Raw genomic sequence first — 14,132 nt, forward strand, 5'->3', positions numbered from 1 at the left:
GGAGAATAGTTGATGTTAGAACGTTATACACGACCTGAAATGGGCAATATTTGGACAGAGCAAAATAAATATCAAGCATGGTTAGAAGTTGAAATACTTGCTGATGAAGCTTGGGCAGAATTAGGAGAAATACCTAAAGAAGATGTAGCGAAAATCCGTGAACACGCGTCTTTTGATATCGCTCGTATTTTAGAGATTGAGCAATCGACACGCCACGATGTCGTTGCTTTTACTCGAGCAGTTTCGGAAACACTTGGCGACGAAAGTAAATGGGTCCATTATGGATTAACAAGTACAGATGTGGTTGATACAGCTTATGGTTACCAAATCAAACAAGCAAATGATATTTTGCGCGAAGATTTGAAACGTTTCACAGCGATCATTGGTGAAAAAGCCAAAGAGCATAAGTATACAGTCATGATGGGACGTACGCATGGTGTGCATGCTGAGCCAACGACTTTCGGCCTTAAATTAGCTACTTGGTATTCTGAGATGAAACGAAATATCGAACGTTTTGAACATGCAGCAAAAGGCGTAGAAGCAGGGAAAATCTCCGGTGCTGTTGGTACGTTTGCGAATATCCCTCCGTTCATTGAAGAATATGTCTGCGAAAAACTAGGCATCCGTCCGCAAGAAGTATCGACGCAAGTTTTACCACGTGATCTACATGCCGAATATTTTGCGACGATGTCATTAATTGCGACCAGTATCGAACGCTTTGCGACAGAGATTCGTGGACTTCAAAAATCGGAAACACGAGAAGTCGAAGAATTTTTTGCTAAAGGACAAAAAGGCTCATCTGCTATGCCACATAAACGTAATCCGATCGGTTCAGAAAATATGGCTGGCTTAGCGCGAGTGATCCGTGGGCATATGATTACCGCTTATGAAAATGTTTCATTGTGGCACGAAAGAGATATCTCCCATTCTTCTGCAGAACGGATCATTCTACCTGATACAACGATCCTACTTGATTACATGTTGAACCGCTTTGGCAATATCGTTAAAAATCTGACGGTATTCCCAGAAAACATGAAACGTAACATGGATGCGACATTTGGTTTGATCTATAGCCAACGTGTCATGTTGAAGTTGATTGATAAAGGGATGACAAGAGAAGAAGCCTATGATCTTGTTCAACCTAAGACAGCGTATGCTTGGGATAACCAAGTGTCCTTCCGTCCGTTACTTGAAGAAGACGAAGCGATCACTTCTGTTTTGACACCAGAAGAAATCGCTGAAGCATTTGATTACAACCACCATATGAAAAATGTGGATGTCATTTTTGAACGTGTCGGTTTAGCATAAACCATTCAGTAAGAATAGATGTTAACAATGTTTCTCGACTGATCGAGAAAAACCGAACAATCACTAGCTAGAACTATTTTTTTAAATGCAAGAAAAAAAGAACATCCTTCAGACTAACTTCTGAGGGATGTTCTTTTTGGTTTAAGCATAAGCCATTTGATGACCCAAATTGAAATGTTGGGAATGTAGAAGATTCAATAATGTTTCAACAAATGTATAGCCAAATTCTTGTTGATCGAAGGTCACGAGCAATCGGTAATGATGTTTGAATAACTTTTGCTCATGGATTTGTTTGATCACTAGTTCATGGTTGTTTTGGGTCAAGTAATGGAATGTTCGTTTTCGACACTCCGATTGTCGTTTTGCTGCACGGCGAAGTTTTCTAAATGTATAAAAACTTCGATCCTTCATGCAGGCATCAACATCTTTGATAGCAAGTAGATCATTGTATAAGCGTGATTTTTCTTCAACAGATAAATCGAGTAAAAAGCGTTGGGCAGACGTACTTGGATCTTCCATTTAGTTACCTCCTTGAAACCTCTAACTGTTTTCTTTAAATCTACTATATCACCAATCAATAAATGTGTAAACGCTTCTTAACGAAGAACAACTATTCTTAATAAAAGCACGAAAGACGAACATTAAATGTTTTTAATGGTTTGAATGTACACTTTTGTATTGATTTGATTCCTGACCCTTGGTAAAATTTAAAGTGAAAAGACGAACAAATAATGTGTGTTGGTAATACAACGTTAACAAACAAGGAGTCGTAGACATGGAAAAACAGAACTTGCTCTATGAAGGAAAAGCAAAAAGAATGTTTAACACGAATGATGAAACTGTCCTGTGGGTGGAGTATCTAGATCAAGTGACTGCCCTCAACGGTGGAATGAAAGACCCAATGCAAGGGAAAGCAGAATTGAACAATCAAATCACAAGTACTATTTTTGAATACTTATCGAATCAAGGAATAAAAAATCATTTTATTGAGAAATTGTCAAAAAACGAACAATTGATTAAAAAACGGTCGATCATTCCCTTAGAAGTGGTCGTCAGAAATATTTCAGCTGGAAGTTTTTCAAAACGCCTAGGAGTAGAAGAAGGGCAAGTGCTACCGACACCGATCGTTGAATTTTATTACAAAAAAGATGAACTAGATGATCCCTTCATCAATGATGCCCACGTTGGGTTCTTAGGGTTAGCAACGCCTGAAGAGATAGCGGAGCTTAAAAAACAAGCGTTGCAAATCAATGACCATCTGATGGAACTATTCCAAAAAATCAATTTACGATTAGTCGATTTTAAAGTGGAATTTGGACGTACTGCGACTGGCGAGATCGAATTAGCAGATGAAATTTCTCCGGATACATGTCGCTTATGGGATCTTACCACTAAGGAACATATGGATAAAGATGTCTACCGGCGAAAGATCGGCAACATCATTCCTGTCTATCAAGAAGTACTCGATCGTTTAAATCAATTATCACTCGAAAATAAAGGAGAATAAATCATGTATTTTGTAAAAGTGTACGTAACATATAAAGACTCAGTATTAGACCCACAAGGAGAGGCAGTTAAAAATGCGGTACATCGTTTAGGCTACGACAACATTGAAGATATTCGTATCGGGAAGTATTTTGAAATCCAAGTCTCAGCTAGTGAAGAGGAAGTAGAAGCAACGATCGAAGCGATTTGCGATCGTTTATTAGCAAATGTCAATATGGAAACGTATCGTTATGAAATCAACAAAATGGAGGAAGTTTAGCATGAAATTTGCCGTGATTGTTTTTCCTGGATCGAATTGTGATGCGGACTTGCTTTGGGCGATCCGTGATGTGATGGGCGCAGAAGCAGACTATGTTCGTTATGACGAATCTTCTCTTGAAGGGTATGACGGAGTATTGATCCCTGGCGGCTTTTCTTACGGCGATTACTTACGTTGTGGAGCGATTGCTCGTTTTTCAACAATCATGGATGAAGTGATTCGTTTTGCGGAAGAAGGAAAACCTGTTTTTGGTACATGTAATGGATTCCAAGTATTGACGGAGGCTGGATTGCTACCAGGCGTATTAAGAAGAAATGATTCACTACGTTTTATCTGTAAGTCAGCGTCACTGAAAGTCAACAATCAAACATCCTTTACTTCAGAGTATGACAAAAATGAAGTGATCCAGTTGCCGGTGGCCCATGGAGAAGGCAATTATTTTTGTGACGAAGAGACGCTTCAAGAACTGATCGACAACAACCAAATCGTGTTTACCTACGAGGGAGAAAATATCAACGGCAGTGTGGCCAACATTGCAGGGATTACAAACAAAGCAGGAAATGTGTTAGGGATGATGCCCCACCCAGAACGAGCAATGGAAGCATTACTTGGCTCAGAAGATGGCAAACGTTTCTTCGCTTCGCTATTGAAGAATTTCGGAAAGGTGACTGCATAAATGAAAACAATGATGGAGCCAACTGCATTAGAAATCAAAGAACAAAAGATTTATACGCAATGGGGACTGACGGATGAAGAATACCGGATGATCGAAGAAGACATCTTAGGTAGGATGCCGAATTATACGGAGACCGGTTTGTTCTCAGTCATGTGGAGTGAACACTGTTCTTACAAAAACTCCAAGCCGATCTTAAGAAAATTCCCAACAAGTGGGCCGAATGTCTTACAAGGGCCTGGTGAAGGTGCGGGGATCGTTGACATCGGAGACGGACAAGCAGTGGTTTTTAAAGCAGAAAGCCACAATCATCCTTCGGCAGTCGAACCTTATGAAGGCGCAGCAACAGGTGTTGGGGGCATTATTCGTGATATTTTCAGTATGGGTGCACGTCCGATTGCTCTACTTGATTCACTGCGTTTTGGCGAATTAGATAATCCTCGTACAAAATACCTGTTAGAAGAAGTTGTTGCTGGTATCGGAGGGTATGGTAATTGTATCGGCGTACCGACAGTTGGTGGTGAGATCGCCTTTGATCCTTGTTATGAGGGGAATCCATTGGTAAATGCCATGTGTGTTGGGTTGATCGATCATAAAGATATCCAAAAAGGACAAGCATCAGGTGTTGGCAATTCGATCATGTATGTAGGTGCTAAGACAGGTCGGGATGGTATCCACGGTGCGACATTTGCCTCCGAAGAATTTAGTCAGGAAGAAGAACAACAACGTTCAGCTGTGCAAGTGGGCGATCCTTTTATGGAGAAATTATTGTTAGAAGCTTGTTTGGAATTGATTTTGGACCACTCAGACATTCTTGTCGGCATCCAAGATATGGGTGCGGCAGGACTTGTTTCATCAAGTTCAGAAATGGCCTCAAAAGCAGGCTCTGGTTTGATATTGACCTTGGACGATGTACCGCAGCGTGAATCGCAGATGACCCCTTATGAAATGATGTTATCTGAATCCCAAGAACGGATGTTGATCTGTGTGAAGGCTGGTTCAGAAGCGCGTGTCCAAGCACTATTCCAAAAATATGATCTAGACGCGGTGACGATTGGAAAAGTAACAGATGATGGTCAGTACCGTTTGTATCATCATGGAAAAGAAGTAGCCAATCTTCCGGTAGATGCCTTGGCAGAAGATGCGCCTGTCTATCAGAAAGAAATGGTTGAACCAGGACGGATGGCAAAATTCCGTGAATTAGGTCAATACCAACCAGTGATCTCTGATCCAAATGAAGTATTGACTGCGTTGTTGAAGCAACCGACGATCGCATCAAAACGTTCGATTTATGAGACGTATGATTCGCGTGTCCAAACCAATACAGTGGTTGCTCCAGGTAGTGATGCCGCAGTTTTGCGTATTCGCGGGACCAAAAAAGCGTTAGCGATGACGACAGACTGTAATGCTCGTTATATTTATCTAGATCCAGAAATTGGTGGTCAGATTGCTGTTGCGGAAGCAGCAAGAAATATTGTCGCAAGTGGTGGTCAACCTTTAGCGATTACGGATTGTTTGAACTATGGTTCTCCGGATAAACCAGAAGTATTCTGGGAGTTATCGTACTCAGCTGATGGAATTGCCAAAGCATGTGAAATGTTGGAAACACCCGTGATCTCAGGAAATGTTTCTCTATATAACGAGACAGATGGCCAAGCGATCTATCCAACGCCGATGATCGGTATGGTCGGATTGATCGAAGCCCACGAACATATCACTACCCAAGAGTTCAAACAAGCAGGAGATGTGATCTATGTGATCGGCCAGACGTTTGCAGACTTTAACGGTAGTGAATTACAAAAGCTACAGCTAGGTAGAATCGAAGGAATGGTGGAACATTTTGATCTAACTACCGAAAAAGAAAACCAGACCTTGATGTTAGAAGCAATCCAAGCTGGACTGATCCAAAGTGCGCATGACTGTGCAGAAGGTGGGTTAGCGGTGGCTATTGCGGAATCAGCGTTCACAAATGGTTTTGGTGTTTCAACGAGAGTTGATCTGCCAGCTGCTCATCTGTTTTCTGAATCACAATCGCGTTTTATTGTATCAGTAACAAAAGAAAACCAACAAGCCTTTGAAACATTAGCTGGTGAGCGTGTGACACTTCTTGGTCACGTAACGGATGAAAAACAATTGGTGATACAAGCAAATGATGGAAGAGTTGACTTGGCAGTCGCTTCGGCGAAACAGTCTTGGGAGGAAGCAATCGAATGTCTTATGAAGTAAGAAGCATCAATGAAGAATGTGGAGTGTTCGGTGTTTGGGGACATCCTCAAGCTGCCAATGTCACTTACTTTGGGTTGCATAGTTTGCAGCATCGTGGGCAAGAAGGCGCTGGCATCGTATCAAATGATGATGGGAAATTATATGGTCACCGTGATCTTGGGCTTCTTTCAGAGGTATTCAAAGATCCAAGAAAACTAGCAGCTTTATCTGGACAAGCAGCGATCGGTCACGTTCGCTATGCTACCGCCGGCAATGGCAGTGTGGATAATATCCAACCTTTTTTATTCAAGTTTTACGATCAATCGATTGGGTTGGCTCATAATGGCAATCTGACGAATGCTCGCTCTTTACGAACGTCTTTAGAAAAAGATGGTGCTATCTTTCATTCAAATTCAGATACAGAGATCTTGATGCATTTGATCCGTCGTAGTAACGAAGAAACATTTTTAGACAGATTAAAGGAAGCATTGGCTGAGGTAAAAGGCGGATTTGCTTACTTATTACTGACAGAAGACGCTATGGTTGCGGCACTAGACCCTAATGGTTTTCGCCCGTTAGCTATCGGTCAAATGAAAAATGGCGCATATGTCATTACTTCTGAAACCTGTGCGTTGGAAGGGATCGGTGCGCGGTTTGTACGTGATGTCTTGCCAGGAGAAATCGTGATCATCAATGATGATGGCTATACGATCGAGCAATACACGACAGATACTCAATTGGCGATTTGTTCCATGGAATATATTTACTTTGCACGTCCGGATTCTGATATTGCAGGGATCAATGTGCATACAGCACGTAAAAATATGGGGAGACGTTTAGCGGCTGAAGCGCCGATCGAAGCAGATATGGTGGTTGGTGTGCCCAATTCTTCGTTGTCAGCAGCCAGTGGTTATGCTGAAGCAAGTGGTATCCCATATGAAATCGGCTTGGTGAAAAATCAATATGTGGCACGTACGTTCATTCAACCAACCCCAGAATTAAGAGAACAAGGTGTGCGGATGAAACTTTCTGCGGTTCGGGGCGTTGTGGAAGGAAAAAAAATCATTATGGTCGATGATTCGATCGTTCGCGGCACGACCAGCCGAAGAATCGTCAATCTATTAAAAGAAGCTGGAGCAAAGGAAGTCCATGTGCGGATCGCATCTCCACCATTGAAATATCCATGTTTTTACGGGATCGACATCCAAACGAGAAAAGAACTGATCGCAGCGAATCATTCCATCGAAGAGATCAGAGAATGTATCGGCGCAGATTCGTTGGATTTCTTGAGTGAAGAAGGCTTGATTGGAGCAATCGGCCTACAAAAAGATGCCCCTTATTCAGGTTTATGTATGGCTTATTTCAACGGCGATTATCCGACACCGCTATATGACTACGAAGAAAAATACCAAGAATCTTTAAAAGAAAAAGTATCTTTTTTTTAAACGGAGCAAATGAAAGGAGCAAGTAATCAAATGGGTAATGCTTATGCAAAAGCGGGTGTGGATGTAGAAGCGGGTTATGAAGTCGTGGATCGCATCAAAAAACATGTGAAGAAAACAGAAAGAATCGGTGTGATGGGCGCATTAGGAGGCTTTGGTGGCTGCTTTGACCTTAGTGGATTCCAATTAAAAGAACCTGTCTTAGTTTCCGGGACAGACGGTGTGGGTACTAAGTTAGCTGTAGCTATCGCCGCAGATCGCCATGAAACGATCGGTATCGATTGTGTCGCGATGTGTGTCAATGATATTTTGGCACAAGGGGCAGAACCTTTATACTTTTTAGATTATTTGGCAACAGGTAAAAATGATCCAGAACGTCTAGAAAAAGTCGTAGCAGGCGTTGCTACTGGTTGTGTTTCAGCAAACATGGCATTGATCGGTGGCGAAACAGCAGAAATGCCAGGTATGTATCAAGGGGACGATTATGATCTGGCAGGTTTTGCGGTAGGGATTGCGGAAAAAGCGCAATTGATTACTGGTCAATCGATCACAACAGGTGATATCCTGCTAGGTTTGCCTTCTAGTGGCATCCATTCCAATGGATACTCTTTGGTTCGTAAAATCTTTTTTGAACAGCAAGGTTTTTCATTAGAAGAATCGATCGAAGGGTTGGATACCTCTTTGGCAGATGTGTTGCTTGAACCGACAAAAATCTATGTTTCGACTTTATTGCCATTAATCAAAAAAGAGAAGATCAAAGGTGCCGCACATATTACAGGTGGTGGGTTCATTGAGAATATTCCGCGGATGTTGCCAGAAAATGTTGCTGCCCGCATCGATCTAGGCACTTGGCCAGTTTTGCCGATCTTCGATTGTTTGCAAAAGTATGGTGAGATCCCTGCACATGAAATGTATGAGATCTTTAACATGGGCATTGGAATGGTCATTGCAGTTGCTCCTGAACATGCGAGTGAAATCATTGATCAAATCCGTGAATCTGGCGAAGAAGTCTATCAAATCGGTCAAGTCGTACCGTTTGAGGAGCAAAAAGTCGTGATCGCAGAGGGGAAAAAATGAAGATTGCCGTCTTTGCTTCAGGAAATGGCAGTAACTTTCAAGCGCTGGTCGATTATTTTAAAAAGAACCGACTTTCTGCGACAATCGAGTGGTTGTTTTGTGATCAGCCACATGCTTATGTTTTACAACGGGCAAAAAAAGCGCAAGTTCCGAGCGCCTGTTTTTCACCGAAAGAGTTTGCATCCAAAACGGAGTACGAACAAGCGATCCTTGAAGAATTAGCAAACCGAGAGATTGATTTGATCGTATTGGCAGGCTATATGCGAATCGTTGGTGAAGGTTTACTGTCTGTTTACGAAAATAAAATGATCAATATCCATCCTTCGTTATTACCAAATTTTCCAGGTCTTCATGGGATTCGCGATGCTTTTGAAGCGGGTGTGAAGGAAACAGGTGTGACTGTCCATTATATCGATCGTGGGGTGGATACTGGACCAATCATTCGCCAGGAAAAAGTGATGATCGAAAAAGAAGATACATTAGCTACATTGGAACAAAAAATCCATCAGATCGAACATCAGATCTTTCCAGAAGTGATTGCAAATATAGTAAATATGGGAGATGTAAAAAAATGACAAGAGCGTTAATAAGTGTTTCAGATAAGACTGGGGTCATTGACTTTGCGAAAGGACTACGTGCTGCTGGTATAGAGATCATTTCCACAGGTGGAACTAAAACAGCTTTGGAAGAAGCAGGAATCGAAACCATTTCTATCGATGAAGTGACTGGTTTTCCTGAGATGATGGATGGCCGAGTAAAAACTTTACATCCAAAAATCCACGGAGGATTATTAGGGCGTCGCGATAGTGAAAGCCATATGGAGGCAATGGAAAAAGAAGCCATCCAACCAATCGATATTGTCTGTGTCAACCTTTATCCATTCAAGGAAACGATCTTAAAACCAGAAACGACCGAAGCAGATGCGATCGAAAATATTGATATCGGTGGACCGAGCATGTTGCGAAGTGCTGCAAAAAATCATGCTTTCGTAACAGCCATCGTTGATCCCGTTGATTATGGGATCGTTTTAGCAGAAATCCAGCAAGAAGGTCACACGAGCCTTGAGACACGTAGAAAGTTAGCAGCAAAAGTTTTTCGTCATACGGCTGCTTATGATGCGTTGATTGGTCAATATCTCACAGAAGCTGTGGGTGAAAAAGATCCTGAGAATCTAACCCTTACTTATACGCGCAAACAAGACCTTCGCTATGGCGAGAATAGCCATCAAGAAGCAGCATTTTATCAAGCGGCTTTACCATCGAGCTACTCGATTGCGTGTGCGGAACAATTGCACGGTAAGGAACTTTCTTTCAATAATATTCGTGATGCGGATGCTGCGTTACGTATCATGAGAGAGTTCACGGAACCAACTGTCGTTGCGTTGAAACATATGAATCCATGTGGGATCGGAAGTGGCGAGACGATTTTCTCTGCGTGGGAAGCTGCTTATGCTGCTGATCCGGTATCAATTTTTGGCGGCATTATCGTATTGAATCGGGAAGTCGATTTGGTTAGTGCACAAGCAATGACTCAATTGTTTTTAGAAATCATTATCGCTCCTAGTTACAGTGAAGAGGCCCTAGCTGTACTGAAAACGAAGAAAAATCTCCGCCTGTTGCAAGTCGATTTCTCGAATGTGGAAGGAAATGCTAACGAAATGGTCTCTGTCTTAGGAGGTTTACTGGTCCAACAAGATGATCGTGCAATGGAAGAACCAGAAAGTTGGACCGTAGTCACCGATCGTCAACCCACCAAAGAAGAGCAAGCAGCGATGGCTTTTGCTTGGAAAGCGGTCAAACATGTGAAATCAAATGCGATCGTCGTTGCAAATCAACAGCAAACCCTCGGTATTGGTGCGGGCCAAATGAATCGTGTGGGTTCGGTCAAGCTTGCGATCGAACAAGCTGGTGCTAAAGCCGAAACAGCTGCGCTTGCAAGTGATGCCTACTTCCCAATGGATGACTCTGTCGAATACGCTGCGAAGCATGGCATCAAAGCAATCATCCAGCCTGGAGGAAGTATCAAGGATCAAGCCTCGATCGATATGGCAAACAAGTATGGTATCGCAATGGTATTTACCGGCGTGCGTCATTTTAGACATTAAGAAGGAGCGGATAAAATGAAGTGTTTAGTGATTGGCTCGGGCGGGCGAGAACATGCGATCAGCAAAAAACTTTTAGCTAGTCCATTAGTTGAAGCTGTATATTGCGCACCTGGAAATGCAGGAATGAAAAAAGATGGGGTTCACTTAGTGGATCTTGTTGAAACGGATCATGAAGGATTGATCGAATTTGCTCGAGCTGAAGGGATCGCCTGGACATTTGTTGGTCCAGAAATCCCTCTACTCAATGGGATCGTTGATGATTTTCAAGCGGAAGGATTAGCGATTTTTGGTCCAACAAAAGCTGCAGCTTTAATTGAAGGTTCAAAGAGCTTTGCCAAAGAGTTGATGGCACGTCAAGGTATTCCTACTGCAGAGTCACAAACGTTTACCCGTTTTGCCGAAGCGAGAGAATACATTGAAGCAAAAGGCGCACCGATCGTTATCAAAGCAGACGGATTAGCTGCTGGTAAAGGGGTCGTTGTGGCGGAAACCCTCGAAGCCGCTGTCGAAGCCGCTTCAGAGATGCTAGAAAATGATCGTTTTGGTGCTAGTGGGCAGCAAATCGTTGTGGAAGAGTTCTTGTCGGGTGAAGAGTTCTCTTTACTTGCTTTTGTCCGAGATACAGAAGTTTATCCCATGGTGATCTCGCAAGACCATAAGCGAGCGTATAATGAGGATAAAGGTCCCAATACTGGCGGAATGGGTGCTTACACACCTGTGCCACAAATCCCTCAAACCATGGTTGATCAGGCTGTCGAAGAAGTATTGAAACCAGCAGTGCGAGGAATGAAAGAGATAGGTCGTTCATTTACTGGTATTTTATATGCAGGACTGATTGCCACAGCAGAAGGGCCAAAAGTAATCGAATTCAACGCCCGGTTTGGTGATCCCGAAACGCAAGTTGTGTTGCCACGACTTAAAAGTGATCTAGCGGAAGTCATTGACCGCCTATTATCAGGAAAGGCAGTCGAGTTAACATGGGAGACAGAAGGAGTTTGCTTAGGTGTAGTCGTTGCGGCAGAAGGCTATCCAGAAAAATACCAAAAAGGTGCCTTGCTTCCGGATTTTTCAGCTGATCCAGATGTGGCCGTCTATTATGCGGGAGTAGAGGAACAAGCGAAAGAACTGGTAGGTGCAGGGGGACGGATCTATTTGGTGGAAGCGAGTGGTCAGACAATCGAAGAAGCGCAAGAAAAAATATACTCTGTTTTAAAAGTCAAGAATACTGAGCGTACATTCTATCGGACGGATATCGGCTCAAAAGCCTTGGTACAAAAGTAAAAGTCACACAAAGAAATAAAACTATTTTTTGCTGAAACGGAAAAATAGTTTTATTTTTTTTGAAGCCTTTTCATGGTGGTTATGGTAAAATCGAGTTGGTAAGAAAGGATGAGATTTGATGAAAAAGATTCGTTTAGGGACTTCTGAACAGCTCGTATCCTCCGTCATTTTAGGTTGTATGCGTATGAATGGTTCTGAGCAACCTGAAAAAGTGATTGAAACAGCTTTTGAAAATGGCATCAACTTTTTTGACCATGCGGATATTTACGGTGGTGGGGACTGTGAAACAATTTTTGCTCAAGCGTTAGCAAAAACTTCGCTAAAACGTGATGAATTATTTATCCAAACGAAATGCGGGATCGTACCAGGAAAGATGTTTGATTTCTCAAAAAAACACATCATTCAATCGGTTGAAGATAGCTTGCGTCGATTAGATATGGAATACGTTGATGCCTTGTTACTTCATCGTCCAGACACGCTCGTTGAACCCGAAGAAGTGGCGGAAGCGTTTGATGAGTTGGAGCGATCTGGCAAGGTTCGTTTCTTTGGTGTGAGCAATCAAAAGCCAATGCAGATCGAGTTATTGAAAAAATATGTGAACCAGCCATTACTGGCGAACCAATTACAATTTGGTCTTAAACATTCCGAAATGATCGATCAGGGAATCCATGTGAACATGACGGATCAAGCAAGTATTGACCATGATGGCAGTATCCTAGATTATTCTCGTTTACATGAGATGACGATCCAAGCGTGGTCGCCTTATCAATATGGCTTCTTTGAAGGTGTATTCATTGGAAATGAAAAATTCCCAGAATTAAATCAGTCGTTAAACGAACTGGCAGAAAAATATCAGACGACACCAACAGGGTTAGCGTCGGCGTGGATCTTACGTCATCCTGCAAATATGCAGGTGATCGCTGGAACGATGAATCTGACAAGGATTGAAGAAATCGCGAAAGCATCGATGATCGATATGACCCGAGAAGATTGGTATGCATTATATCGTGCTGCTGGCAATATTTTGCCATAAAATAAAAGATATCGTTAGCCGACTCTCTGTTTTTTATGAGAAAGAGAGTCGGTTTTTACAAAAATAGAAAAACGATGAACAGTATCGAAGAAAAGAGGAGAATCAATGGATAAACAGTTAAGGAAACTATTACAAGATGAGAGAAAATACTTATACGCCGATTTTAGTACATTACATAAAACACAACAAAAACTATATAATGAGATCACCAAAGAACAAAATAACTTATTGAATAAATTTCCTGAAAATGAAACACAAGCAAAAAAACTTATCGACCAAATCAATTCTTATGAAAATAAGATCGAAATGTGGGTAGCCAACGCCATGCGGATGGAAAAAATGGAAAAACATATCCAATCTATCCGATTAAAATTACATGCGGGCTTTCATCAACCAAGCAAGGCTTTCGAAAGAATGGGTTATCAGGAAAATTCGGCAAGATTCATGCTTGAAAAACGTAACGAACAGTTTTATCCCAAGGTGTTTCAACAATTGATTTCAAATATCACTTCCTTCCTTGGTCAGGATGTAACTTTCGCCCGTGGTGAAGCAAAAATTCCACAATCGGTTGATCTAAACCTAAGTAAAAAAACATTACAAACACGTAAAGATCGTTTATCAGCTGAGTTTAAAGTACTACATAAAGAATCAAATGAATGGAAAAATGATTTAAAAACCTTAACGAAACAAGTATTACAGCATCGTGAAGATTTAGAAAATCCTGATTTTCGCATGGATTTCAAGAGAGGTTTGGAGTCGCATCATTCTATTGAACATATTGCAGCCCCCGTCATCAATTCGATCGAATCACTACATTCAAGTATGTTGAATTACGCAGAAAGTTTGATCCATTTAAATAAAAAAGAGGGAGAACTTTTTGAAACCAGAGCGCAAATCAACGGGAAAAATCAGTATGTCAATGGGAGCCATACGCTGAAAAGTTTGAATTATCAGCGTGGTCAGGCATTAACTGATCTAAAAGCAATAAGCAAATCACACTATACTCCTAAAGTGCTGTCAGCGATCGATTATGTACGTAGTTTAGGTGCGGGAGTACTAAGAACAGTTGATGTAGATAAGCATGTACAGACGGATAGAAAACTCCAACAAGTAGCTCAGTTGAAAGCGCAAGGTTCTTTCGCCGATCGGACGAATCGTGCGAAAAAAATGGCGGGAGATTTTCAACAAAATCGCCCAACAACAAGTAACCATGAAAAAAGTCGTTAAGAATCATTGTGATTTTA

At 41.8% G+C, this 14,132-nt stretch carries 13 protein-coding genes; 12 read left to right on the forward strand and 1 reads right to left on the reverse strand.

Translation table 11 applies throughout. The features are described 5' to 3' along the window. The first annotated feature begins 12 nt into the window (after window positions 1-12). Window positions 13-1,308 carry an adenylosuccinate lyase gene (purB, locus tag IGJ39_RS05765; RefSeq protein ID WP_034690182.1) on the forward strand — a complete coding sequence of 432 codons (1,296 nt, stop codon included), beginning with the start codon at window positions 13-15 and terminating at the stop codon, window positions 1,306-1,308. A gap of 141 nt (window positions 1,309-1,449) precedes the next feature. Here the strand turns inward: purB and IGJ39_RS05770 are convergent, their stop codons facing one another. Next, window positions 1,450-1,827, reverse strand: coding sequence for a hypothetical protein (locus tag IGJ39_RS05770; RefSeq protein ID WP_010735685.1), 378 nt, complete (start codon window positions 1,825-1,827; stop codon window positions 1,450-1,452). A 256-nt stretch (window positions 1,828-2,083) separates the two neighbouring features. Here IGJ39_RS05770 and purC point away from each other — a divergent pair, with 256 nt between their 5' ends. The 11 genes from purC to IGJ39_RS05825 all read left to right on the forward strand — a co-directional run bounded on the left by purC (window position 2,084) and on the right by IGJ39_RS05825 (window position 14,115). Next, a complete protein-coding gene (gene purC, locus IGJ39_RS05775; RefSeq protein WP_019724080.1) occupies window positions 2,084-2,815 on the forward strand; it encodes a phosphoribosylaminoimidazolesuccinocarboxamide synthase in 732 nt (243 codons plus the stop codon). A gap of 3 nt (window positions 2,816-2,818) precedes the next feature. Beyond that, window positions 2,819-3,073 (forward strand): phosphoribosylformylglycinamidine synthase subunit PurS, encoded by a 255-nt coding sequence (gene purS / locus IGJ39_RS05780; protein WP_010735683.1) that lies wholly within the window; start codon window positions 2,819-2,821, stop codon window positions 3,071-3,073. A gap of 1 nt (window position 3,074) precedes the next feature. Next, window positions 3,075-3,749 (forward strand): phosphoribosylformylglycinamidine synthase subunit PurQ, encoded by a 675-nt coding sequence (gene purQ, locus IGJ39_RS05785; RefSeq protein WP_019724081.1) that lies wholly within the window; start codon window positions 3,075-3,077, stop codon window positions 3,747-3,749. Continuing rightward, window positions 3,750-5,972, forward strand: coding sequence for a phosphoribosylformylglycinamidine synthase subunit PurL (gene purL, locus IGJ39_RS05790; RefSeq protein ID WP_019724082.1), 2,223 nt, complete (start codon window positions 3,750-3,752; stop codon window positions 5,970-5,972). Further along, window positions 5,957-7,396: an amidophosphoribosyltransferase gene (purF, locus tag IGJ39_RS05795; RefSeq protein ID WP_071867134.1), complete on the forward strand. Its 1,440-nt coding sequence runs from the start codon at window positions 5,957-5,959 to the stop codon at window positions 7,394-7,396. Before purL ends, purF begins: the two co-directional genes overlap by 16 nt. Window positions 7,397-7,426: 30 nt before the next feature. Further along, entirely contained in the window at window positions 7,427-8,470 is a 1,044-nt protein-coding gene (gene purM / locus IGJ39_RS05800; protein WP_019724551.1) for a phosphoribosylformylglycinamidine cyclo-ligase, read from the forward strand. Next, window positions 8,467-9,045: a phosphoribosylglycinamide formyltransferase gene (gene purN / locus IGJ39_RS05805; RefSeq protein WP_019724550.1), complete on the forward strand. Its 579-nt coding sequence runs from the start codon at window positions 8,467-8,469 to the stop codon at window positions 9,043-9,045. Before purM ends, purN begins: the two co-directional genes overlap by 4 nt. Continuing rightward, window positions 9,042-10,574: a bifunctional phosphoribosylaminoimidazolecarboxamide formyltransferase/IMP cyclohydrolase gene (gene purH, locus IGJ39_RS05810; RefSeq protein WP_029594273.1), complete on the forward strand. Its 1,533-nt coding sequence runs from the start codon at window positions 9,042-9,044 to the stop codon at window positions 10,572-10,574. The genes purN and purH overlap by 4 nt, the downstream gene beginning before the upstream one ends. A 15-nt stretch (window positions 10,575-10,589) precedes the next feature. Further along, a complete protein-coding gene (gene purD, locus IGJ39_RS05815) occupies window positions 10,590-11,855 on the forward strand; it encodes a phosphoribosylamine--glycine ligase (RefSeq protein WP_195339591.1) in 1,266 nt (421 codons plus the stop codon). A 118-nt stretch (window positions 11,856-11,973) separates the two neighbouring features. Beyond that, a complete protein-coding gene (locus IGJ39_RS05820; protein ID WP_019723830.1) occupies window positions 11,974-12,888 on the forward strand; it encodes an aldo/keto reductase in 915 nt (304 codons plus the stop codon). Window positions 12,889-12,993: 105 nt separating this feature from the next. Then, window positions 12,994-14,115 carry a hypothetical protein gene (locus IGJ39_RS05825; protein WP_019723829.1) on the forward strand — a complete coding sequence of 374 codons (1,122 nt, stop codon included), beginning with the start codon at window positions 12,994-12,996 and terminating at the stop codon, window positions 14,113-14,115. The last annotated feature ends 17 nt before the right edge of the window (window positions 14,116-14,132 follow it).

The organism is Enterococcus sp. AZ140, from assembly GCF_051714405.1.
GTDB lineage: Bacteria > Bacillota > Bacilli > Lactobacillales > Enterococcaceae > Enterococcus_B > Enterococcus_B pernyi.

What these genes read in the sequence shown, in the direction of transcription:
- purB (WP_034690182.1), top strand. Translation starts at nt 13, where the DNA reads ATGTTAGAACGTTATACACGACCTGAAATGGGCAATATTTGGACAGAG.
- IGJ39_RS05770 (WP_010735685.1), bottom strand. Translation starts at nt 1,827, where the DNA reads ATGGAAGATCCAAGTACGTCTGCCCAACGCTTTTTACTCGATTTATCT.
- purC (WP_019724080.1), top strand. Translation starts at nt 2,084, where the DNA reads ATGGAAAAACAGAACTTGCTCTATGAAGGAAAAGCAAAAAGAATGTTT.
- purS (WP_010735683.1), top strand. Translation starts at nt 2,819, where the DNA reads ATGTATTTTGTAAAAGTGTACGTAACATATAAAGACTCAGTATTAGAC.
- purQ (WP_019724081.1), top strand. Translation starts at nt 3,075, where the DNA reads ATGAAATTTGCCGTGATTGTTTTTCCTGGATCGAATTGTGATGCGGAC.
- purL (WP_019724082.1), top strand. Translation starts at nt 3,750, where the DNA reads ATGAAAACAATGATGGAGCCAACTGCATTAGAAATCAAAGAACAAAAG.
- purF (WP_071867134.1), top strand. Translation starts at nt 5,957, where the DNA reads ATGTCTTATGAAGTAAGAAGCATCAATGAAGAATGTGGAGTGTTCGGT.
- purM (WP_019724551.1), top strand. Translation starts at nt 7,427, where the DNA reads ATGGGTAATGCTTATGCAAAAGCGGGTGTGGATGTAGAAGCGGGTTAT.
- purN (WP_019724550.1), top strand. Translation starts at nt 8,467, where the DNA reads ATGAAGATTGCCGTCTTTGCTTCAGGAAATGGCAGTAACTTTCAAGCG.
- purH (WP_029594273.1), top strand. Translation starts at nt 9,042, where the DNA reads ATGACAAGAGCGTTAATAAGTGTTTCAGATAAGACTGGGGTCATTGAC.
- purD (WP_195339591.1), top strand. Translation starts at nt 10,590, where the DNA reads ATGAAGTGTTTAGTGATTGGCTCGGGCGGGCGAGAACATGCGATCAGC.
- IGJ39_RS05820 (WP_019723830.1), top strand. Translation starts at nt 11,974, where the DNA reads ATGAAAAAGATTCGTTTAGGGACTTCTGAACAGCTCGTATCCTCCGTC.
- IGJ39_RS05825 (WP_019723829.1), top strand. Translation starts at nt 12,994, where the DNA reads ATGGATAAACAGTTAAGGAAACTATTACAAGATGAGAGAAAATACTTA.